This window comes from Mucilaginibacter inviolabilis (assembly GCF_011089895.1).
Classification (GTDB): Bacteria; Bacteroidota; Bacteroidia; order Sphingobacteriales; family Sphingobacteriaceae; genus Mucilaginibacter; species Mucilaginibacter inviolabilis.
Genome location: NZ_JAANAT010000001.1, coordinates 1301191 through 1326661, shown reverse-complemented (window position 1 = coordinate 1326661; position 25471 = coordinate 1301191). Strand labels below are relative to the sequence as shown.

Here is a 25471-nt window from a genome sequence, read left to right as displayed (position 1 = left end):
CAATCGGTCAATTATTAAAATGAGGGTTATTTGCTTAATATCTCAAAGCCTATATTTATGGTATTTCCATTTCCATCAACCAGAGTAAGTATGTGTTTTCCGGGTGGCGGATTTAGTGACATTTGGTGAAAATCCTGTGTTTCGCCAACGTATTGATCATCCAGATGCCAGAATATTTTCATACCTGGGACACGATGTGCTGCATTACAGATCATCCGGCCCCGGCTGCCGTCGGCTTCTAGTGGTACGTATATTTTAGCATCGTCTTTAGGATATATTACTTCCATAGCGTTACCATTCTCAGCCTGTGAACAACCTGATTTAAACGGTGGTAATACATGATATTGATAATCCCTTGCCTTATAATAGTATTCCATTGATGGTGGTAGCACAAACCAATTTTTATTTACGATATTATCGGGCGATTCGCAATTACCGTTCACCTGGTACTGGCTATCTGCAGATAAATGTATTAGCTTATGATAGGGGCAAACTGGCGCTTTAAGCCCTGATTTAGGTACCAGCATATCATCGGTGTTATCGCAATATTGTCCGGCCCGGTAGCCACTTTGATGGCACACTTTTATTTTGACCATTTCGCTTACGGGCATTGGAAACCAATCGCGAGATACAGGCAATAACCTAAAGATTTCAAAGAGGGCAGGAGCGGCGGTATTAATACCTGTTAATCCTGGCCTGCCTTCACCATCGGTGTTACCAACCCATACGCCAACCACATATCTGGGCGTAATGCCTATTGCCCACCCATCACGAAAGCCAAAGCTGGTGCCAGTTTTCCAGGCTACACGTTGGGTAGAGCTGAACTGTTGCCACAGCATTTCTTCACCAGGGCGCATTACTTCTTCCATAGCTTGAAAGGTGTAATATATAGATGCTGCATCCAATAACCCTGTCTTCTCCAGATTTGGTTTTATAGGCTTTTCAGGCACGCTATAAACAGGGCTGTGATAATCAGCCGGATTATATTGACCATGGTATCTATCATAGTGATTAAGTACCCGAGCCATATCGGCATAGGCCCCGCTTAACTCCCATAAGGTATTTTCGCCACCACCTAATATTAATGAAAGCCCATAATGATCTGCCGGCTTTGTTAAGGTGGTAATACCCGCTTTTTGCAGAAAATCATAAAAACGCTCGTATTTAAATTGCTGTAGCATTTTTACAGCAGGTACATTTAATGATCGGGATAGCGCCCGGGATGCCGGTACTGCCCCATCATAACCCAGGTCAAAATTTTCTGGGTGATAACCTGCTATTAATGTAGGTACATCTGGCAGCAGACTATTAGGTAATATCAAACCGCTGTGTAACATCGATGCATATAATAAAGGTTTTAAGGTACTGCCTGGGCTTCGTGGTGCGTCAATCACATCAACATCACTTTCCATCTGCGGATCTTCCCGATGAGCTATGTTACCCGCATAAGCCAGCGTAGCCCCGGTTTCTACATCTAAAACAATGGCGGCAATATTATTGATATCATTAGCTTTTAAAACCTGGTGATGCTGCTCTAAAATGTCATTAACCTGCTGTTGTAATGCTGAGTTTATACTGGTTTGCAATCGGGTATCTCCATCTGGATGATGTTGATGATCGTTTTTAAAACGTTGAAGCAGGTGAGGTGCTTGTTGCGGCAGAGGAACCGGACGATCAGGTACAGGCTCCAGTTCGGCCAGGGCTCTTGTAGTGCTGTCTATAATCCTATTTCTATAAAGTCGCTGAAGTAGTAGGTTTCGTTTTTTGAGCAGTATCAATCTGTTCCTGCCGGGATGTACCAGTGACGGTGAATTAGGTAAAACAGCCATAGCTGCCATCTCACCCCAGGATAATTTATCCGGCCCTCTTCCAAAGTATCGCCAGGAAGCCGCATCCAAACCTATTACGTTGGTACCGAAGGGCGCGTTGCTGGCATAGAGCGCCAATACCTCATTTTTACTGTGTGTAAGCTCTAATCTCAATGCCATGAATATCTCTAAAAACTTGTTCCAGATGCTTCTCTTGTGCCTGGTAGCCAGCCTGATAACCTGCATGGTGAGGGTGCTGCCACCGCTGGTTACTTTTTTGGATGAGATATTTTGTTTTATGGCCCGGCCAAAGGCCAGAGGATCGAAACCTGGATGATGTTCAAAACGTTTGTCCTCAAAAGCAATGATACATTGTTTAAATTTATAGGGCACACTATCGTTGTATGGAAAACGCCACTGACCATCTGTAGCAATAGAAGCACCCAGTAATTGTCCATTGCTATCATCAATAACATAAGATGTTGGACTTTTAAATAAAGGATTTGGCAAACAAAACCAAAATAGCAGAGTTAAAACAGTCAGGAATATGAGTATAAATATTACTTTTGGTTTTTTTAAGTAAATTTTGACGTGTTCTAGTACGGCTTGCATTAAAATATTTTCAATAAAGATATAATAAGCTTATACCGAAGTATAAATATATATAACAAAGCAAAGTTTGACCACAAAAACAATAATGACATTACAAAAATTATCAATTATCATCCCTGCTTATAACGAAGGTAACACGATACATTTGATTTTGGATAAAATTAAAGAGGTAAACCTTATAAATGATATCCAGAAAGAGATTATTATTGTGAATGATTGTTCAAAAGACAATACCGAGCTGGCCATAGCCAGCTATCAGCAAACCAATCCAGACCTTAATATACAATATTTTAAGCATGAGGTAAACAAAGGCAAAGGGGCCGCATTGCATACCGGTATATCAAAGGCGACTGGAGAGTACCTTATTATTCAGGATGCTGATCTTGAATATGATCCGGCGGAGTATAATGACTTGTTAAAACCGGTAGTTTCTGGTTTTGCTGATGTTGTTTATGGTTCAAGGTTTATGGGGAGTAACCCACACCGGATATTGTTTTTCTGGCACACGATAGGTAACAGATGGCTTACGTTCGCTTCTAATATGTTTTCCAACTTAAACCTTACGGATATGGAAACCTGTTATAAGTTATTTAACACCCAAATGATACAGGGTATTTCGCTTACCGAAAAACGTTTTGGCTTTGAGCCGGAGGTTACCATAAAAGTATCGCGCATTCCTAAGATCAGGATATATGAAGTTGGTATATCTTATTATGGTCGTACTTACGAAGAGGGAAAAAAAATAGGATGGAAAGATGGGGTAAGGGCGATATTCTGTATACTAAAGTACGGATTGTTTAAAGCCCGGTAAAAAATTCTCGAAGTTAACATCCCAGTACATCGTATGCCCGGCTGTTATTTCGGTAGCCAGGCTTGCCATATTATTTTCGTCGGTTTTAAAACTGTTCATTTTCCAATTACCACATGAGGCTAATATGCCACCGTCTAATTCATGATCGCCGTTTAAACTGGGGATATGTTTCAGGTTATTGTCTAAACCAATGGCTGTTGCCTTGGTTAAGGCTTCTTTACGTGTCCAAAGTAAAAAAAAACTATTACTGGAGCCCTGATGAGCAATGTAATTGATCTCATCTTTACTGAAATAATCAGCGAGGATCTCCTTATAACTAAAGGAGTGATCTATTTCTTCGGTATCAACACCCACTTCGGTGTTTGATATGGCAATTAAAACCCAATCACCGGCATGTGATACATTATACTTTAAATTTTGTTGATGTATATGGGGTTTTTTATTTGCGCTGATTACAAATTTAATTGTGGTGGGAGGTTGGTTGGTATATTTACTTAATAAGCAACGCAATGCACCACGACTTACCACAAACCGGAGCTTGTCTTTTTTTTGCACATAACGATTAGCCCTTATTATTTCATCGGGTAACAGTACTTTAAAAAAATCATCAATAAATACCAGGTTAGAACTGATTCGGATACGCCAGACATCAACCTGTCCATCTTTTAATTTATAGTCACAATGCGCCCCGTTTTGCCAATTAATGTCATCCTGATATTTGATATGAACTTTAATTAAACACATAAGTATGGTTATTTTGGGGCGACTTTGTTTAGGCAGTTTTGTAATATGCTTGCAAATATTTTATCATTGGGTGCTTTAAAAATAGAATTATGCCCACCTGGTATTTGATGAACGTTAACTCCTTTTAATGCATACGGTTTCCAGCCAAGGTATTCAAAATCGTCCAGGTAAAAAGTACGATCCTCGGCTCTGAATAATTCAATAGCAATATTTCGGGCCTCTAATTTATAATGTTTTTCGGCAAGTACGTTCATTTCGTCAATTTTATTAGCGTAACCAAAAAAACCTTCCTGCTTTTCGTCTTTGAATAGCTTCCAGAATACTTTGGTTAATCCACGTTTAGTAACCTTACCGGTGTGTACCATAGTATTCACAAAACCATTTGGAAATGTAAGATTGTACGATAGTTTACGGGCAAAAAACTTACCTCTTTTTATCTGCGTAGTCAGCCATGGATCAAAGTAGGGAGAGCGATAAGCGTATGTATCAAACATAGCCAGCATTTTTACCTGTTTGCCTTGTTCCTCAAATTGTTTAGCCATTTCAAAAGCAATAATGCCGCCGAATGAATAACCAGCAAGCGCGTAAGGCCCGGTTGGATTTTGTGCCATGATAGCTGCATTATAATGCGCCGCTATATCCACAATATTACTTAAGGGTTCATCAATACCATTAAGTCCCTTAGCCTGCAAGCCATATACAGGTTGATCTGCATCCATGCCTGATGCCAGGGTATTGAATAATAAAACATTAAGTCCGGCCCCGTGTACAATATATAATGGCATTTTATTACCCGAGGGTTTAATTGGTACCAGCGAATCCCATACGATAGATTTGCCGTCCATCTCTAACATCAATGCCAGTTTTTCAACCGTAGAATTTTCAAAAAGGGTAGCAAGGGGCAGGCGCTTACCTGTGAGCTTTTCAATGCGGGTCATTACCTGCACGGCAATAAGTGAATGACCGCCTAACTCAAAAAAGTTATCGTAAATTCCTATGTTTTTGATTCCCAGAAATTCCGACCATATATCAGCTACCAATTTTTCTACATCTGTTCGGGGAGCAATAAACAAACGAACGCTTTCGGCCAGTTTGTTATGTTTATTAGCCAACGCTTTTTTATCTATCTTACCATTAGGGGTTAATGGCATGGCTGGAATAATGGTCAGGTTATCAGGTACCATATAATCGGGCAACCCTGTTTTTAATGCCATTTTCCAGCCCTTTATTTGATCTGCTTCAAATTCGGCTTTGAATTCATCACCCACAACCAGGTAAGCAACCAGCTTATTAATGCCATTGCTATCTGGTTGAGCCAAAACTACGGCTTCTTTAATATTGTATTGATTAACCAGATGATACTCGATTTCGCCGGTCTCAATCCGGTAACCACGTATTTTTATCTGCGAATCAATACGACCAAGACATTCTATTTCTCCATTTTCCAGGAATTTCCCCATATCCCCGGTTCGGTACATTTTATTACCCGGCGTATTGGAAAATGGATCAATAATGAATTTTTCAGCGGTTAATGCAGGCTGATTTAGATAACCCTTGGCAACACCATCGCCACCAATGTATATCTCCCCAGCCAATCCAGCGGGTAGTGGATTCAGATACTTATCTAAAATATAAATCGCTGTATTATTAATAGGGCGACCAATAGTGATAATGTCATCATCTACCTTAATTTGTTTTACAGTTGACCATATGGTAGTTTCTGTAGGACCGTATATATTCCACAGGCTTTCTGCCCTTGTGTTTATTTTTTCGGCCAGCTCCTTTGGTAATGCTTCGCCGCCACAAATAACTTTTAGTGAGGTCGAATTATCCCAGCCGGCCTCAATCATAATGCGCCAGGTATAGGGGGTGGCCTGCATTATGGTAACACTTTCTTTCCTGATGATATCAAGCAAAGCGCGACCATCTTTAGCTTCTGCACTATTGGCTATAATTACTTGAGCGCCGCTGATCAACGGTAAAAATAATTCCAGGCCCGATATGTCAAAACTTACGGTAGTTACTGCCAGTAGTTTATCTGCTGCGGTAATACCCGGTGCTTTTTGCATACTATACAAAAAGTTAATCAGGTTGTGATGAGCTATCTGTACACCCTTGGGCAATCCCGTTGAACCAGAGGTATATAGTATATAAACCAGGTCATCACCATTTACGGCGATTTCGACATCTGTTACCGGATATTGATTGAGCAGGGGCCATATATTATCGATCAGTAACTCTTTTGCGGATGATTGGTAGCGTTCTTTATAATCTTTGGATGTAATAAGCAAAACGGCACCAGAATCGGTCAGCATGTGATTGATGCGGTTTAAAGGAAATTGAGGATCGACAGGAACATATATCGCACCGGTTTTCATGATACCTAACATGATCACAACCAGTTGTTCCGAACGATCAAGTACAAATGCTACTTTGTCGCCTTTCTTAACGCCTTCATTAATGAGTAGTGCCGCCAGTTGATTGGCCTTTTCATTCAATTTTTTGTAGCTGAGTGATTTATTAGCAAACTTTATAGCTATCTGATCACCAGATTTTTGTGATTGTTTACTAATTAATTGATGCAGGCCCTTATCTTTTGGATAAACAGCCAATGTGTTATTCCAGGTATTTAGCCGATTGATAAGTTCCTCAGAGTTTTTAAGGGGAATATGGCCAATCAGTACATCCGGATTTTTTACTAACTGCTTTAACAAAAATTCAAAATCATCCATCATGTTACGAATGGTTGATGATTTGAATAACCGGGTATTGTATGACCATTCCAGCGTGAGCGATTCGTCCCGGCCAGATATATTTACAAATATTTCAAAGTTTTCATATTCGCGTGGGTTGCTTATCAACTGATGCTGCAGGCCGTCAAACTTTACATCATCGTCAAGCCCCATGTCAATATTAAACATTACTGGTACCAAGGGAATTCGGGAAGCATCTCTGGCAATATTTAAGTTTTTGAGCAAGCTTCCAAAAGTGTACTGTTGATGCTCATACGCATCTAAAATGGTTGAAGTACGTTGCTTTAAATAGCTCTTGAATGAAAGTTCTCCCTTAGGATAACTTCTTAGCGCAAGCAGGTTAACACAATGGCCCACTAATCCGAAATTGCCTGTAGCTGACTGCCCGGCGGCTGGTAAACCCAAAATGATTTCCTCCTGACCGGTCAAACGTTGCAGAAATATTTCAAATGATGCCAATAAAGTGGTAACAAAGCTACTGCTGTTGTTTTTAGCCAGCTGCTTGAGCGAGGAAGCCAACTTACTGTCCAGACTAAAATCATCACGACGACTTTTGTAGGTACGTAGGCCAGGGCGCGGCAGATCGGTAGGGATGTTTAGTGTATGATCGCTGCCATTGAATTGTTGGAGCCAATAAGTTTCGGTATTTCTATATTCCGGAGTTTGCTCAAATGCTAACTGTTCTTCGGCGTAATTACTAAAAAGGGGAGCTGGTGGTAGTTTCGGAAGTTCATTATTGATATACGCATTATAGAGTTTACCCAAATCCTGCATCATAATGCCTATCGACCACCCGTCACAAATGATGTGATGCGCGATGAAGGTTAAAAGATACTTGTCGTTGGCTAGCTTAATCAGCGTAGTTTTAAAAAGAGGTCCGGTTACCAGGTTAAAAGGCGTTAATGCGTTTTGTTTATTTTGATCTTCAATAAAACCCTGTTGTTCTTCGGTCGAACGGTCAGCAATATCCCGATAATTGATTTCGAGGATTAACTCTTTATAAATGCAGATATATTTACCGTCGGCACTGAAGCAGGACCGGAGTGCCTCATGCCGATTAGCAAGATCCTGAAGTGCACGGAGCATGGCATCCTGATTAAGGATACCTGAAAAGGATAGCGAAAAAGATTCATTGTAAGCACAGTTGGCTTCATCGCTACCAATAAGGCATGATGTCCATATTTCCAGCTGTGATTCCGTAGGATGAGCCAAATTTAGCAATTCGGGTCCGGCAAAAGGATCAAATTCAACCGGAATGGTATCGTATGTGTAAGTGATGTCCAAATCAGTTGTTGCTAATTTTTACTTGTAAATACTTTCCTGGATTATTTTCATCGCTGATAAACCAGCCAGGATTTCCATCTTTATCCCGTCCAAGTTTTGCGCCGGCAACAGGAGGGCTTGTGGCTAATCCATTTTGCGTAACGCTGGCTTGCTGTGTTTTTTCTGAAGGCATAAATCCAGCTTCTATGAGTTCGGCAACGCTTTCGCCGAATTTGCTAATAATCTCGTTTACCTCTTCGTCCGTATGCGATGCAGTTAAAAAGCAAGGGAAAAGATCCCAGATATGAATACCTTTTAGGCGCATGAGGGTAAACAGTAGTTCCCCATAAGCGAGTTCGTATTTGAATTTTATCTTCCACAATGAGCCGAAGTACGGTATATACAATGGAATGGTATATTGCTCGCAAATAGTATTTAAGGCATCTGCTAATCTTTTAGTGCGGGCATTAAGCTCTTCCTGAAGTGCAGGGCCTTTTTCCTTCATGTATAACAGCGAAGTCCGGCCAGCTGCTAATGCTAACGGATGTCGAACAAATGTACCAGCAAAGTAGGTGACACCAGCTTCTGGTGCTGAATCATCACCATATTGCCAGTTACCGCCATCTAATGCATCCATATACTTGCTGATGCCTGCTATCGCACCGATGGGCATCCCGCCACCAATTACTTTTCCGTAAGTACCAAGATCAGCCTTGATCCCAAACAAGGATTGGGCGCCACCCGGATGCATCCGGAAACCCGTAATTACTTCGTCGAAGATTAAAACGGTTTCTGATTGTTGGGTTATCTCCCGTACTTTCTTTAAAAAAGATATCGGCTGAAACTCCGGTCTTCTACTTTGCACAGGTTCTACTAATACGGCTGCCAGTTCATGAGCCCGTTCGGCTATTATTTTTAAGGATTCTTCGGTGCCATAATCCAGTATTAGCATGTTTTGCACTACTTCGGGCATAATGCCCGGTGCGGCTGGTACAGTTTTTAATTTTTTGGTTCCACGTACAATAACCTCGTCGTTAATGCCATGATAAGACCCACTAAAAGCCACAATAAGCGAACGCCCTGTAACTGTACGTGCTATACGCATGGCACCAAGTACCGCTTCAGAGCCCGTATTGCAAAGCGCAGCTCGGTCAAAATTGGTAAACTCGGTAATTAATTTACAAACTTCGCCAGCCAATTCATGCTGCGGACCTATTTCATAACCTTTTTCAACTTGTTCAAGAACTGCTTTTTTTAAGTAATCTGTTTGATAACCCAAAAAGTTTGACCCAAAACCATTTAAAGCATCAATATATTCATTGCCGTCGATATCCCATACGCGGCTACCTTTTGAGCGATTAACAACTAAAGGGTATACAAGCTCTTTAGTTAAAGGCCTGAAACCACTAACTACGCGCGGATCGGCCATATATGGACGGTCTTTTTGTGTTTGAGCTTTGCTGGTTCCCGTTTTGGCATTGTACAGGGCAGTGAGATCTTTTAAAAACGCGGCCTGCTTATCATTTAGTTCCAGTGTTTGTTTCTCAATGCGTGCGGTTGCACCAAAAGGTTTTTTTAACTCTACCTGTTCTTCGGGGGTAAGTTCATACGTTACCGGCTGTGGTTTTACAAGAGTTAGGGGAGGTGTACTATGACTTTGAATTTGAATAGAAGCAGATGGTTGGATACTACCACCGTTTTGTATAAGTGCCAATTGATTGGTAAGCAACTGTAGTTGCTGTGATATCAACCCAATAATCAGATCGTTATTTGCTGCGCCATTATTTACTGGTTGTGGAGTAAATGATTGTTGTACAGTCACAGGAGTAACAGTTTCTGGTTTCAACACATCGGCAGGCAAATTTGCATCGAGATATGATGCCAGCAAGTTTAAACTGTTATACTCCTCAAATAGCTTTCTGAAAGTAACAGGTATATTAAATGTTTTTTTAAGATTAGTTGCAATTTGTGTTAGTGAAAGAGAATCAAATCCTATTTCAATAAAATTCAATCCGATATTGGCCGCGTCGATTTCGATACCTGCCGCATCTTCAAATATTTTTTTTAGTTTATTAATCAAAATATCTTTTCTCATCGGTGTAGTTTGTGTGATAGTGTTTTGTTGTACAAAAGCATTGGCTGCTGCTTCAGATTTGTTGATAATAGTAGCTGGTTCAAGCCAGTGTTGTTTATGATCAAATGCATAAGTTGGCAGATCAATCGTTTTTCTGTTTTGACCTTGATAAACAGCGTTCCAGTTGAGTTCTATTCCGTTTAACCAAAGCTGCCCCTGAGCTTTAAGTAAAGAATAACTTTCGTTTAAGTTTTCTGTTTTTTCAAATCCTGATATGATAGCAACATTTTTGCCTGTAGTATGCTGACGGGTTAATGTAGCTAATATATTTCCCGGGCCAACTTCCAGGAAAAGCCTGTTTTCATCTTCTAATAAAGTATCTAAACCATCGGCAAAGCGAACAGTTTTGCGCAGATGTTGCGCCCAATAATTTGGATCCGTAGCTTCTGCCTCAGTCATCCAGTTACCAGTAACGGTAGATATCAATGGTTTTACAGGTGTATTTAATTTTATTGATCTTACTACTGTTTCAAATGGGGCAATAACCTCATCTATCATGGATGAATGGAAGGCATGGCTGGTTACCAATAAACGACTTGGAATACCTTTTTCAGATAAATCATCAGAAAATTTATTGATCAGCTTATCCGGTCCTGCTACAACGCATAATTTATAGCTGTTAATGGCAGCTATAGATAAGCCTTCTGGCAATAGCTCACCGAGTTGATCAGCTGGCAATCTTACAGATAACATACTGCCTTTCGATACGCCGTTTACTAACCTTGCCCTTTCAGATATCAATATCAACGCATCTTTAAGACTAAATATCCCTGCTAAATGCGCAGCCACAAATTCACCAATACTATGACCAATTAATACTTCGGGTTGTATACCCCAACTCATCCATAATTTGGCCATAGCATATTCCAATATGAATATGGCAGGTTGGGCATTTATGGTCTGTTTTATTTTTTCGTACAACTCACTATCCGGTAATTCGGGATACATGATTTGTAACAGGTTTTCGTGGATAGTGCCTTGTAATAGGGTTATACACTCGTTTACCGCATTAGCAAAAACAGGCTCATTTTGATAAAGATCCATGCCCATTTCCGGGTACTGCGAGCCTTGCCCCGGAAACATAAATGTAACACCACTGATATCCTTTTTAAGATCTTTAAAAGTTGAAGTTTCCTTCTGGAAAGTGTTTAATTTATCCAGCAGTTCCTCATTATTGGCAACCAATACGAATCTTCGGAAATTAAATCCTACTCTTGTAGTTTGCAGGGTATAGGCAACATCATTCAAATCAACAAATGGGTGTTGTGAAATATATTTGCCCAGTTTTTGAGCATACTGATTAAGGCTACTTTCAGTTTTTGCCGACCAGCAGAGTAGTTTCCAGGGCTTGTCCATTCCTGCAGATTCTGGCTCAGTTAAGAAATCCTCCACAACTACATGAACATTGGTGCCACCTACCCCAAATGAACTTACACCGGCACGCCTGATATCGTTAGTCTCCCATGGTTTTAGTTCTGTATTTATATAAAAAGGAGTTTCCTCAATATTAATATTAGGGTTGATGTGCTGATAAAATAATGATGGTAGTATTTGCTTATTGCGAATGGCTAATACCGTTTTGATAAGTCCAGCTACGCCCGAAGCCGATGTAAGATGGCCCATATTACTTTTTATGGAGCCAATAGCACAAAACTGTTTTTTATCCTGATCACCAAAAGCAAGATTTAAACCTTCTATTTCAATAGGATCGCCAATAGGAGTGGCTGTTCCATGAGCTTCTATGTAACTGATAGTAGAGGCCTCGACTCCCGCATCGTCTATAGCCATGGCGATAGCACCTGCCTGCCCTTGCGCGCTTGGGCCACTGAAACTACTTTTTACAGCGCCATCATTATTAATACCAACACCTTTTATAACGCCGTAAATGGTATCGCCGTCGTGCAAGGCATCTTCCAGGTTTTTTAATAAAACAACACCAGCGCCATCACTAAAAACGGTACCTGTTGCCTGAGCGTCAAAGGGGCGGCAATGACCATCACTGCTCATGATCGATCCTTCCTCGTACAGGTGCCCGCTTTTTATCGGTGAAGTGATAGAAGCTGCACCGGCAATAGCTACACCACAATGCCCATCGCGTATACTGTTTACTGCTTGTGCTACTGCTAATAATGATGTAGAGCAAGCTGCATAAACTGCTACCGCAGGGCCTTGTAAATTTAACTGATAGGCGGTACGCGTAGCTATATAATCTTTTTCATTTAATAACCGTACCTGAAAATGACCTGTCTTTTCTAGTATATCAGGGTTGGTTAAAACATTATTGTCGTAGTAGGTATTGTATCCGCATCCTGCAAAGACACCAATACTACCCGAATATTTTTGCGGCAGATGCCCGGTTTTTTCCAATACCTCCCAGGCTATTTCTAAAAACACGCGGTGTTGGGGATCCATCAATTCTGCCGAGCGGGGATTGAAACCAAAAAATTCAGCATCGAACTCATCGGCTCCATCAATAATACCCCGAGCCCTTACATAAGACGGATTATTTTTAATATAGGATGGAATACTTTTATCTAATTCATCAATACCAAAAAAGCTGATTGTTTCCCGTCCTTCGACTAATAGCTCCCAAAATTCATCTATTGTATTAGCTCCCGGAAACCTGCCTGCCATACCTATGATCGCTACATCCCGATTGGTATTACCATCCTTTTTTTTCTTACGTATAGGGAGTGATGTAGCCTTATTTGTCCCGCTCAACAAGCTTGTTAAACCAGCTACGGTAGGATATTGGTAAAGCTTGGTTACTGCAATGGTATAATTATATTGTTGCTTTAATACGGCTATTGTTTTTAGAGCCAGTAAAGAATTACCGCCAAGCTGAAAAAAATCATCATCTAAACCGATCTTATCTAATTGCAGCAGGCTTGACCAAACAGAGGTGATATTTTTTTCTATTGATGTGGATGGTGCTTTATACAATGTAGAAAGTTCGGGCCTTTGCAAATTGTTTTTGGGTAACGCTTTGCGATCCACTTTACCACTGGTGGTTTTGGGTAGTTCATTTAACCACATATAAGCAGAAGGAAGCATAAAATCGGGCAGATGCTTCTCCAGATGCTGGCGGACTTTGTCTGTATTTGGCAATTCACCAGATGCAACGAGGTAAGCTAATAACCGTTTTTGACCGGTAGCATCTTCCTCTGCAATTACTACAGCTTGCCTGATATTTTCCAATTGGTTTAGTAATATCTCTATTTCGCCAAGTTCAACCCGGTTTCCCCTGATCTTAACCTGGGTATCTCTTCTGCCCAGGTATTCAATATTGCCATCGGGCAGATAACGGGCCAGGTCGCCGGTGCGGTAAATGCGGGTGGCTTGGTGCTCTTTTTCTTGCCAGCTAATGAATTTTTCTGTTGTTAGCTCTGGTTTATTTAAATAACCTTCCGCCAAACTGGTACCAGCAACGCAGAGTTCACCAATTTCACCTTTAGGCAAACTATGCAGCTCTTCATCAAGTATAATAATGTCTGTATTATAGATAGGGCTTCCAATGGTTGGTAAAAATGGCCATAGGGAAGTGTCTCCGTTTAGCTTTAATTGTGTTACTACATGCGTTTCTGTGGGGCCATATTGATTATATAGTACACAGCCCGGTAATGCCTTAAAAAAATTGACGATCTGTGGGGTTATTTTCAACTGCTCCCCAGCAGTCATGATTTCCTGTAAGGAAGCGGGGACAAGATTATTGGCAATAGCAGCTTCTGTTAAATACTGCAATACTACAAACGGTAAAAAAATACGGTTTACGAAATTCGACTCAATATATCCTAGTAATTGAACCGGGTCAATCCGCAGTTCGTCGTTTACAAGTACCAGTGTACCACCTGTGGTTAGTGTAGAAAAAATTTCCTGGAAAGATACATCAAAAGTAAGCGGCGCAAATTGTAAAGTACGGCTGCCTGTTGTTAAAGTCGAATTATCCTTTTGCCATAGTAACAGGTTTACTAATGCGACATGGCCCATCAACACGCCTTTGGGTTTACCGGTTGATCCGGAGGTATATAATACATAGGCACCTGCTGCCGTTTCGATAGCAGGTAAGGAATCTACTTCAGCGTAAATTATATCACTTAATAGGATATTAACAGATAACTCCTTGAAAAAAGATTCCTGTGCTTGAGTAATTAGGCAAGTGTCGATGCCGGAGTCTGCTATGATTTGCTCGAGTCTGTCTTTAGGGTAATCGGCATCAAGAGGTAAGTAGGCTTTACCTGCTTTAAGTATGGCTAGTACACTAATGATGGTTTCTATACAACGGTGGTTGCTAACACCAATTATTCCTGAAACTGAAGTTTGCGCTAAAATTACAGCTGCTAAATTATTTGATAGCTGATTTAAGCGTGCATAGGTAATACTTTCGCCGTTATGAACAATGGCTGTGGCATCAGGTGTTTTGTTTAGCTGACGCCCAAATAATTGATGTATCAGAGAAATATGATCCGTACCCTCTGTCGATGCTTTGCCGATATTATTATTCATGAGTTGACAAGGATAGCTATCTGCGCCGGTCACAGACCATTTATTAATGGTTTTTAAAGTTATTTGCAGGAACTTTAAACCAGTTCAAGGTAGCGATTTTATATGTTTTAATATTTTAATTTAAAGAAATAAAATTAATTAAAATCAGCAGTGATAATAATTTAACCCGTTTAGAGGCTGATATTAAACTTATGCTTAAATGTTAACTATTGTTTACGCTGGGCCTTTTCCCAAACCGCACTTTGTTTACTGGTAAAATACCTGATAATGCCAGCCAGAACTGCATAATTCATCACGCAAAAATAGTACGGTATAAATAGTATTTTTATTCGTAGTTGCTTCTTTTCCATGATAAAGCCTAACAGCGCCAATATATAAAACAATATTTGAGCCAATAAAAGTACTTGGTAACCGGTTGCTTCGGGTTCAAGTGCTAATATGATATTTAATACGAATGACAATATCAGTAAAAAAGGAGTTATCGTCCATCGTAAAACACGGTGGCTGATATATTGAAATGAAAGTACAGGGTATAGAAAAGGATTAAATAAACTTTTTAAACGCAAAATAGATTGCATGCCTCCGGCGGCTATTCTGATCTTTCTTTTTAATTCTTCTGATACGTTTTCAGATGCTGTTTCAGTGGCATAAGCCTCTGGTTCATATACAATACGGTATCCTTTTTTGGCTATGAGCATAGATATCATAAAGTCGTCCAGTACGGTATCCGCAGAAACGGGTTGGTAAAGTGATCGTCTCACACTAAATAGCTCCCCGGCTGCACCAACAACAGAATAAAGCTCGGAATCCCATTTTTTTAAAGCTGATTCGTATTTCCAATAGAAGCCTTCACCGGCAGCGCTTGCATCTGCATTTTCATCAAAGTGTACACGTTTTTCCCCGGCCACAGCCCCAACTGTGGCATCACTATAATGCCGGCATATTTTTATTAAAGCGTCTTTATTTAAAAAAGTATTGGCATCGGTAAATACAACAGCATCGGTATGTACAAACTCCATTGCGCGGTGTATAGCCGCTATTTTACCGGCCCGCTGTGGCTGATGCATTAATTGGATTTGTGGGTACTGCGATATGATGTTTGGTGTATTATCAGATGAACCATCTGTTATAAAAAGGAGATTTAGTTTTTGGGTAGGATAATTTAACGAAAGCGTGTTAGCTATTTTATCCTTCATAAAGCTCTCTTCGTTATAAGCAGCAACCACCAGTGTGCATGTCGGCAAATTATCCAGATCTTCTGCAACTGTTTTAATACCCTTGAATACCCTTTTAACACGAATGATAAAATATAAAAGTATCCCATAACCGGCAAAGGTGTAAAATACAATGATCAGACTTAGGAGTAATGTAATTTTCATTTAATGGTGTTAATAGGATAGCCTAAATTGTTACTGTTTTTTGAATGGGTAAAATTCCACCAAATAGCCTTAAAAAGCATAGGTATAAAATTGCGGTTCCCAGATTTAAGGTAAGCCATTAAATTGCGGGGCACCACAAGAAATAAAAAGTAAATATAAAAGATCAGCATTTTGCCAAAAGGTGCATTCCTGCGTATAAAGAGTATCCGATTTCGATTCATAAAATACTCTTTTAGTTTACTTTTTTTACCTACAGAAACCGATTCTTTATGATAGATCAGCGCCTCGGTACAAACCCAGGCCTTGTATCCGGCTTTAATAATACGCTCGCACCAATCTACCTCTTCATAATATAGAAAAAAATTCTCGTTCATTAATCCAGCCTTGTCAATTGCATCTTTCCTGATCATCATAGCGGCGCCATGACAGTAGGCGGTAGGGCCTGTAATATGATCATACTGACCTACGTCTTTTTGTTTTAGCCCAATGCAGCTATTACGACAGGTATAATAATTCATGGGTGTATAACCGGCATATTGTATGAGTTGCTTATCGCTGTAGTATTTGATCATGGGTGATATCATGCCTATTTCTGGATTAGCATCCATTACCTGAACTAATTTTTCCACCAATCCGGGAGTAAATTCAGTATCGTTATTAACCAGGAAAAGATAATCGCCGGTTGCCTGTTTTATACCCAGATTGTTTCCGCCTGCAAAACCCAGGTTAGCTTCTGAACGTATAAAAATTACCTGTGGATATTTTAAAGACCACTCTGGTAGGGGATTTGCTATACTTGCATTATCAACTACAATAATTTGTATGTTTTTGTAACTGTTCAACTTTTCTATTGATTCGAGCAAATCTTCAGTAACAACCGACTGATTAAAATTTACAGTAACAATAGAAACTTTTTTCATGCACAATGTTTAGCACCAGGTGTGGTATGTTTTACGAGTTAATATAAACAAAAGTTAAGCCATAGCAATGTTAAACGTGTAATACAAACCGTTGCCGGCATTATTTAATGATCTGTAATATGGATATATGTCTGTAGTTATCATTGTTGATACAGAAGTATTTAACCTGTTGTTTCTTAATCGGAAAAGATTATCTAAAAGTTAAAATTATAATATAGAATAGCTATGGATGATGGAACGAAACCAGTTTCATTGAGTAAAAATCACCCCAAATTACATTTCCCCAATTTAAATGGGATCAGGGCTTTGGCTGCACTGATGGTAGTTATAGCACATATTGAATTACATAAGGTTAATTTTAATATATCCCGTATTCCACATTTTAACGTGCTTAACTTAGGAAAGATAGGTGTAACCGTTTTCTTTTCATTAAGTGGCTTTTTAATAACCTACTTATTACTGGAAGAAAAGAAAAACTTTAAAACGGTTAATTTTAAAGCATTTTATATGCGTAGGCTTTTGAGGATATGGCCTTTATACTTCCTGGTAGTTTTGTTTGGCTTTTTTATTTACCCGGGTGGGTCAAACACAGCATTATGGCTTTCGGTGTTATTTTTACCTAATCTTGCTTTTTGTTTGAATTTGTTACCGGCTATTATGGATCCCATATGGTCAATTGGTACAGAAGAGCAATTTTATATTTTTCACCCACACTTTTTCAGGATTAAAAAGCTGCAGCACATCCTCTATGCTATGTTGCTTTTTATTGTTCTTATTATAACAATTCAGCTGGTATTTGGGAAATTGGCTGGTGAAAATCCTATTTATCAGACCCTGCATTTAGTTTTGTACTACGCCCGATATGATAACATGATGATAGGAGCGGTAGTTGCGGTTATTTACTATAATACCAAACATCCGGATTTTAATTTCAAATTTCAGGCGTTATTTGATGTGATCTTTAAAAGGTGGTTCCAAGCCTTATTATTGGTTACTTATGTTACTTATCTCGGGTTGTATATTAATTATGATATCCCTCACGGAGATATTTTGATTGCGTTTATGTCATCGTTGCTCATTGTAAACCTTTGCGAAGCTAAAACAAGTATCTATTCATTAAATCATCGATATCTGGATTATATTGGTCAGATTTCCTATGGAATATATCTGTTACACAAGTTTGTATTGTTCCTGATCCTGTATCTGGTTAAAAATTATTTGTCATCCAGAGGAGCGTTTGCCGAAAATATAATAATTTATGTGGCAACAATAGGGGGGACTATCGCCCTGGCTTCAGCTTCTTATTACGGTTACGAAAAGCCGTTCTTAAGGATTAAAAAACGGTTCCAAAAAATTACCCAGTAATAAATTAATATCACCGGGTAACAGATCAGTTAATAGTATAAAGAAGTTTAATTTTTTGATACCTGATCAAGACAGTTTTGCAGTACTACGGCAAATTCCTTATCATTTGGTGGAGCAAATATGGTATTATGCTCGCCGGGTATTTCGTGTACATGAACACCTTTTTGTGCAAATGGTTGCCATCCTAAAAATTTAAAATCTGCCATATAAAAAGTACGTTTTTTTGCCCTGAATAATTCAATGGCAATAGGCAATGGTTTTAAGATATAATTGCGCAAAGCTTTTTCACTTGCTTCGTCTATCTCATTATCATAAGCAAAAAAGCCCTCTTTTTTCTCATCTTTTCCAGGAGATAATTTCCAGAAAAGTTTGATTATCTTTCGTTTAAGGATCAGGCTTTTGTATTCGATGGTACGTTTGGGATCCTCAGCAAGTAATACCAGGCTGTAGCCAATCTGTTTTAAAACCAATGTTACTTTATTAAAAACCTTTTTCAAGAGCGGATCATTAACAGTCGACAGGTCTGCATAAGTATCAAACATGGCCAGCATTTTAACCTCTTTGCCCGCGGTCATGAGTTGATTCGCCATTTCGTAGGCAATGATGCCACCTAAAGAGTAGCCGGCGAGTGCATAGGGGCCATCCGGATTTTTGGCAACGATTTCAGCAATATAATTAGCCGCTATCTCCTCCATTACATCCAATGGTTCGTCAATACCATTAAGTCCCTTGGCTTGAAGACCATAAACAGGTTGTTCTGCGTCCATATTCATGGCCAGCGCATTAAATAATAATACGTTTAAGCCTGCGCCATGTACGATGTAAAGCGGCATCTTTGAACCATTGGGTTTTATCGGCACTAATGATTCCCAGGTGATAGAAGTGGCATCAACCTCGAGCCGGGCAGCCAGTTTTTCTACCGTAGAATGTTCAAAAAGCGTAGCTAGTGGCAGGCGCTTACCAGTTTCCTGTTTCAGGCGGGCCATGATCTTGACGGCTACCAGAGAGCGGCCACCCAGTTCAAAGAAATTATCAAAAATACTAATGGTTTCCAAGCCCATGAGTTCTTTCCAGATATCGGCTACCAGTTTTTCGTTACTGGTGCGCGGAGCTACTATTTCGCCGGTACGTTGTATATTACTATAGTTTGGCTTGGGTAGGGCCTTGCGATCGATTTTGCCATTGGGGGTGATGGGTATAGTTTCCATGATCACAAAGTCATCAGGAACCATATATTCTGGTAATACTTCCAGCAAACCCCGTTGCCAGGTATCAAATTGGGCCCGCAGATCACTGTCGTTTTTTTGCTCGTTGATGATCACATACCCTACCAATCGCGGGTTACCAGGTGTGTCTTCGCGGGCAATAACCACCGCCTGTTTTACATTGTCTTGTTTTAAAAGGTTTTGTTCTATTTCTTCCAGCTCAATGCGATAACCACGAACTTTCACCTGGTGATCAATTCGGCCGAGACAAACAATCTCTCCGTCTTCACGTATTTTACCTAAATCACCAGTACGATACATTTTGCTGCCAGGAATACCCGAAAATATATCATCAACGAAACGCTCGTTTGTAAGTTCTGGTCGTTTTAAATAACCTTTGGCCACACCATCGCCACCAATATATATTTCGCCAACGGTGCCATCTGTAAAGTTGTTCAACTTTTCATCTAGGATATATACCTGGGTGTTATCAATAGGTTTACCTATCGAAATATCCTCATCATTAGTAATCTGTTTTACGGTTGACCATACTGTGGTTTCTGTAGGGCCATACATGTTCCAGAGTTCAGAACAACGGGCAAGGAGCTTATTGATCAGATCCTTTGGAAGAGCTTCGCCGCCGCAAAGTATTCGTAGCGGGAACTTGGTTTCCCAGCCGGCCTCTAACATTACCCGCCAGGTATAAGGCGTAGCCTGCATTACGGTTATCTTATGGTCAGCAACCAGATCGATCAACGCCCGGCCATCTTTTGCAGTGATGGCATCAGTAATAATGAGTTTAGCGCCAGTTAACAATGGCAAAAACATTTCAAGTCCGGCGATATCAAATGAGACAGTTGTAACGGCAAGCAGGTTGTCGCCAGCTTTCAGCCCGGGTTCTTTTTGCATGCTGAGCAGAAAGTTTACCAGGTTATGATGTTTAATCTGCACGCCTTTAGGTTTGCCTGTTGAGCCTGATGTAAACAAAACATAAGCGAGGTCATCTCCGGTAACTATGGTTTCGGGCTCATTGGCGCTGTAGCTATCAAACTTAGCTATGGCGTCTTCTATCAAAACCTCCTGTGCTACAGAAACAAAATGACCTTTAAATTTTTGAGAAGTGAGCAGTATTTTGGCAGCTGAATCTTCCATCATGAATTCTACCCTGTCCTTAGGATATTCAGGATCAAGTGGCACATAAGCAGCTCCGGTTTTAAGAATAGCCAGCAATGCGATAACCATTTCAGGTGAACGATCAATTGATAAACCAATGATATCGCCGGTTTGTATATGGAAGGTAAGTAAATGCGCGGCTAGCTTATTTGCTGCCTCATTTACCTGTTTAAAAGTAAGTGAACGATTTTCAAACACCACCGCTACTTGATCTGGTATCTGTGCAGCCCGGTCAGCAATAAGATGATGAAGTGCCTTATCCTTCGGATAGTGAGCCTGGGTATTGTTTAGTGTATTTATAGCGTCTGTATTTACTGGAACAGCCATCGTGGTGAGACATTTAATTTTTTATCCGGTTAATAATCAACTTCAAGTGTTATATACGTAATTAAGCGGCAGTATGATCGTGAGGTGTGTGTATAAATTTTTTATTGGCACCTTTTAATTTAAATAGTAACAATAGCATAGTGAAAAATATCATTGGCAGCTTTAAGGCCGCTTTAAATAATTGCTTGTTAAAGTACTCTCTGGGTATAGCAACAACAATACCAATATAACAGCAGCATGTAGCGATAAGCCACAAATACCAATGCGGACCTATGCCTGGAAGCAATAAGGAAATCAAAAGCATAAAAGGCATCAGACCCAACATCAATACCCGGGGTAATATGGACATTTGATATATCTCATTAAAGTAATCGAAGTTGCCATGTAAAAACAGCTGACCAAATCCACTGCTGCCGTACTTACGCAGCAGATTGAACTGGGCTGATAGCCATCTTTTTCGTTGCTTTTTAAATACTTCAGGATTACTTACTTTTTCATCATAAACTAAAGCATTTTCTGCATAAGCCACGCTGATCTTTTGCCTGGTAAGTATCAAACCCATCTCCTTGTCAAAACCACCTACGGCATCTATTTTACTCATAGTATCTTTGAAAAGCTTGTATTCCAGCGCCATTCCGGAGCCAATTATAGCTGCCGATAATTTAAATACCCATTGCGACTTCCTGAAAATGTGATTGTTAACCTCTTCGCTGATGCCATCAAGCACAGCTACTGATGTATTGGAGTTTTTGGCAACCCTGTGGCCTTGTATTACCTTTTCTCCAGCTTGTAACCAGTTATTAATCTGGTGCAGATAGTCGGGTGCAGCTACGTTGTCGATATCAAAAACAATGGCTGCGTCAAAACCGTCGGCTGTGTTTTCGATAGCCTTATTTAGGGCTTTCGATTTAGTGCTATTCTCAAAAAAAACTTCCAATACCTGCAAAGGCATTTGCTTTAATTTTTCAATGGTTTCAGGTTTTAGCGAGTCTGCTATAATACAAACATGAAACAGATCTTTAGGATAATCAATAGTTAAGGCACTTGCGGCAGAGTTTAATAATATCTCATCTTCTTTATAAGCACAGATATAAATTACAAACCGACTTAACGAAGAAGCAACCGGAGGCTGCTTAATGGGTATTAATTTCCCCGCGACTGAGAAAATAAATAGATAAATGCAGTATATACCCAGGTATATAAAAAGCACATCCATAATTACTGTTGCTATTAGTTTTATAATATCCATGTGTGTATTATCTATGAAGTGTTATATTATAAATTTAACTATTTAGATACTCTATCTAAATTTAATGCCAACAAGTTTTCGATTTCTAAAATCCGGTGCTCCCAAGTATTTTCAGCAGCTACCGCAAGTCTTTTTTGCTGCAGATCGGCGGTGTCATTTAGTGCTGTATTCAAAGCTTCCGAAAACTCAGCTACGCTGCTACAATAGTTTACCGTATCTCCTGTAAATTCGCGCAGGTCGATATTAAAGTCAGTTGATACTACTGGTCGGCCTGATCCCAGGTACTCGAATAGCTTTAATGGAAATATCGCATTACTCACATCGTCTTTTTTAAAGGGAATAATAGCTACATCAAAGCCCTTTAAAACTGCAGGCATTTCCTCATAAGGTACTGCTCCCTTTAGTGATATATTCGGCGCCTTGAAAACGGGATGGTCTAAATAATCGATGTCAATAGGCCCTACAAAAACAAAGTTCTTATCTTGATTTTGTTGTAATAATTCAGATAGCAGATCATAATCAATACGTCGTTCTATATTTCCGAAATAACCGATTACCGGTTTTTTGATGTCTGCTAAAATAGCAGCTACCGGTAATTGCGGATCAAGTGCTTTTTGGCTGTGAGTGATGTTTGCGGCGTTTGGAATAAAAAAGGAATTACTGTTTAACTTTTTCTTGCTGTCTCTTAACTGTTTGCTGGTACAGATAACCAGGTCGACACTTTTTACAACAATATCTTCTGATATCAATCCATGCCTGATCTGATACTCTTCAACCAAGGGATCAACGCAATGATAAACCGTTAATACCGGTTTTATCAGTTGATGAAAAGTAGGGTAGGTGTAGTTATAGGAATTGATGTAGATATAATCTTTGATATTCAGATGCTTAATTACCTTCTTGAGCCTTTTGGCTACAATACCCTCATTGAATTTGACTGCCGCCCGATAAAATACACCTTCGGGTAGCATGTTAATGGATGGCACCGGAGGAGAAATGATAATTTTAAGATTCGGAATATCGGTTTGAATATAACTGTTGGTCGATGAAAAAAAATGCGGCTTACGTATCTTGTACTCTTTGGAATCTCTAAACTTGATATAATCCTTCCAGGTAAAAGGGCGGTCTACATAATATACATAATTGTCTTTAGCCAGATGTTTGGCCATAGTATAGTTAGTTGACTCCAGGCGGCCATCAAACTGCATTTGCGAAAATATAATAATATGCCTGTTTTTCAACTCCATGATTAGTCTTGCTTCAACTCCTTCTTTCGTAGCTTTTGATACAGTAAACCTAATAGCTCCATGAGTTCGATATATCCCAGCTTAAATATGTCTCCGATCTTAAATTCCAGATGTTTTTTAAGAGCCCAGTAACCGAATATCGCCCCCGAAAAAAAGGTGAATATAGAAGCAATAGCCACGCCATAAAGATTATGGAAGATGAATATACCGGCAAAATCACCAATTACATTTACCGTCAACATAATAAATACCTTGATCATGTTTAGCTGTGGCTTGCCGATGATATCGAGTGTAATTCCAAAAAATCTGTCGATAGGCAGCAGCATTACAAAGCACATGAATATACGAAAGATATTACCAGCATCAGAATGTTGGTATTTACCCCCAAAAAGTAACCCTATGATCAAATCGGCAGCTATAAATGAAACTATGGCAATAGGTATCAGGGCAATGGTGAGCATACCTGCATACTTTTTCATGATATAAGATACATATCTTTTATCCTCGCGGTGGACGGCTGCAGACATTACGGGTAGGGCCGTAGCTATAAAAGCCCTGAGTGGTATCTCAAATATCTCCATAAGACGCTGAGGAATATAGTACACAGCCAGCAACTCAGATGGAAACATCATCTTAATAATAAAGGTATCCGAGCTTCGCAACAGATAGGAACTGATAGAGGTACCGACACTGAACTTACCAAAATGAGCCAACTCTTTGATAGATGCCCAGCTTTTGCTACTGATGGTTTTTACTTTTGACCAGCCTATAATAATGGTAATTATACTGCTTACTATATTGTTAATAAGATAACTATATAAGGCATTTTGAAAACTTGCCTGGTGAAAAATAATCAACAGCAGTATCAGTACAAAAAAACCTCCCTGGTTTATCAGCTGTAACAGGAATAGTTTATCAAAGCGTTCTTCTGCCTGCAGTATCCACATGGCTATGGCTGCAGGTAGTGTACAAAAAAATATCGCACTGAACCATTTGATGATCATAAACATATTCGGATTATTACCGAAGTAGAAAAAGTACATCAGCAAATTACCTATACCAAATGCCAATACAATCATAAAACCCAGGTACCAGGCTGAGCCTGCTATGTTAGCTGCCCGTGTTTTATCAGTACCTGCATAAAACTTAATGAGAGATGTTTGCATAAAGCCGGTACGAAAGGTATCGGCCAGGGTAAATACGATCAGGAAAAAGATGTAATCGCCAAAATCTGCCTTGGAAAGATAACGGGCCATCAGCGATAAGATGGCCATCCCCAATACCGGCATAATAGCGTTACTGGCTAAGGAAAGTGTGTGCTTATTAATAACTTTTTTTAAAAAGCTCATGTATCAGTTGTTACGCTTTTTCCCAGCTGTTGGTTGTGAAATTATATCTTTTAATCACTCTTGCCGGATTACCAACTGCAACACTATATTCTGGTATATCTTTAGTAACTACACTGCCGGCCCCAATAATGGCATGTTTGCCAATAGTAACACCGGCTGTTACCACACTATTGGCGCCTATCCAAACATTGTCATGAATAGTGATCTGTTTGGTGGTTACTTTTTGCAAACGTGGGGGCGTGGTGACATCTTCATACCCATGATTAAGACCTGAAAGCACAATGTTTTGAGCAAGCATAACGTAATTGCCCAAATTCACCGGACCTATCAATACGTTACCAATACCAATGCCACAATTATTGCCAATAATAACATCACCAACACCGTTATTAATAGTAGCCAAATCTTCAACAATACTGTTGCTACCCAGGGCGAATTTGTTGAAAGGAAATATATCCATCCGAGCTTTAAACCTCACAACCGACTTTTTACCCCGTTTATGAAAAAATGGATTGACAAACCAACGCACCCATAATCTGGGTTTAGCTTCGCCGCTACGTACAACTAACCAGTGCACGAAACGCTTTAAACCAGGGTTTGATTTTATTGTTGATACTAGCGCCATTTAC

The 25471-nt window shown here is 39.7% G+C and carries 13 protein-coding genes; 2 read left to right on the top strand and 11 right to left on the bottom strand.

Going from position 1 to position 25471, the window contains the following annotated elements; genetic code table 11:
- Positions 1 to 26: 26 nt before the first annotated feature.
- The gene (pbpC, locus tag G7092_RS05160; RefSeq protein WP_166086874.1) at positions 27 to 2420 is read right to left on the bottom strand and encodes a penicillin-binding protein 1C; all 2394 of its coding nucleotides are present in this window, start codon (positions 2418 to 2420) and stop codon (positions 27 to 29) included.
- A gap of 85 nt (positions 2421 to 2505) precedes the next feature.
- On the opposite strand from pbpC, the gene G7092_RS05155 reads away from it, so the two are divergent.
- A complete protein-coding gene (locus G7092_RS05155) occupies positions 2506 to 3231 on the top strand; it encodes a glycosyltransferase family 2 protein (protein WP_166086872.1) in 726 nt (241 codons plus the stop codon).
- Here G7092_RS05155 and G7092_RS05150 read toward each other — a convergent pair.
- The 5 genes from G7092_RS05150 to G7092_RS05130 form a co-directional block, all read right to left on the bottom strand.
- On the bottom strand, positions 3202 to 3975 hold the full coding sequence (locus G7092_RS05150) for a 4'-phosphopantetheinyl transferase family protein (RefSeq protein ID WP_166086870.1): 774 nt from the start codon (positions 3973 to 3975) through the stop codon (positions 3202 to 3204). The two genes, G7092_RS05155 and G7092_RS05150, sit on opposite strands and share 30 nt — an antisense overlap.
- A gap of 8 nt (positions 3976 to 3983) precedes the next feature.
- Entirely contained in the window at positions 3984 to 8012 is a 4029-nt protein-coding gene (locus G7092_RS05145) for a non-ribosomal peptide synthetase (RefSeq protein WP_166086868.1), read from the bottom strand.
- A gap of 1 nt (position 8013) precedes the next feature.
- Entirely contained in the window at positions 8014 to 14628 is a 6615-nt protein-coding gene (locus tag G7092_RS05140; RefSeq protein ID WP_166086866.1) for a polyketide synthase, read from the bottom strand.
- 206 nt (positions 14629 to 14834) lie between these two features.
- Positions 14835 to 16007, bottom strand: a complete 1173-nt coding sequence (locus tag G7092_RS05135) for a glycosyltransferase family 2 protein (RefSeq protein WP_166086864.1) — start codon at positions 16005 to 16007, stop codon at positions 14835 to 14837.
- A complete protein-coding gene (locus G7092_RS05130; RefSeq protein WP_166086862.1) occupies positions 16004 to 16927 on the bottom strand; it encodes a glycosyltransferase family 2 protein in 924 nt (307 codons plus the stop codon). The genes G7092_RS05135 and G7092_RS05130 overlap by 4 nt, the downstream gene beginning before the upstream one ends.
- 225 nt (positions 16928 to 17152) lie before the next feature.
- On the opposite strand from G7092_RS05130, the gene G7092_RS05125 reads away from it, so the two are divergent.
- Positions 17153 to 18292, top strand: coding sequence for an acyltransferase family protein (locus G7092_RS05125; RefSeq protein ID WP_166086860.1), 1140 nt, complete (start codon positions 17153 to 17155; stop codon positions 18290 to 18292).
- Positions 18293 to 18339: 47 nt separating this feature from the next.
- Here G7092_RS05125 and G7092_RS05120 read toward each other — a convergent pair whose 3' ends face one another.
- From G7092_RS05120 to G7092_RS30880, 5 genes are all read right to left on the bottom strand, one after another.
- Positions 18340 to 20997 (bottom strand): non-ribosomal peptide synthetase, encoded by a 2658-nt coding sequence (locus tag G7092_RS05120; protein WP_166086858.1) that lies wholly within the window; start codon positions 20995 to 20997, stop codon positions 18340 to 18342.
- A gap of 61 nt (positions 20998 to 21058) precedes the next feature.
- Positions 21059 to 22246 (bottom strand): glycosyltransferase family 2 protein, encoded by a 1188-nt coding sequence (locus G7092_RS05115; RefSeq protein ID WP_166086856.1) that lies wholly within the window; start codon positions 22244 to 22246, stop codon positions 21059 to 21061.
- Positions 22247 to 22284: 38 nt separating this feature from the next.
- Positions 22285 to 23493, bottom strand: coding sequence for a glycosyltransferase (locus G7092_RS05110; RefSeq protein ID WP_166086853.1), 1209 nt, complete (start codon positions 23491 to 23493; stop codon positions 22285 to 22287).
- Positions 23494 to 23495: 2 nt separating this feature from the next.
- Positions 23496 to 24842 carry an oligosaccharide flippase family protein gene (locus G7092_RS05105; RefSeq protein WP_166086851.1) on the bottom strand — a complete coding sequence of 449 codons (1347 nt, stop codon included), beginning with the start codon at positions 24840 to 24842 and terminating at the stop codon, positions 23496 to 23498.
- Between the two features lie 10 nt (positions 24843 to 24852).
- Positions 24853 to 25467 (bottom strand): acyltransferase, encoded by a 615-nt coding sequence (locus tag G7092_RS30880; RefSeq protein ID WP_166086849.1) that lies wholly within the window; start codon positions 25465 to 25467, stop codon positions 24853 to 24855.
- Between the last annotated feature and the right edge of the window lie 4 nt (positions 25468 to 25471).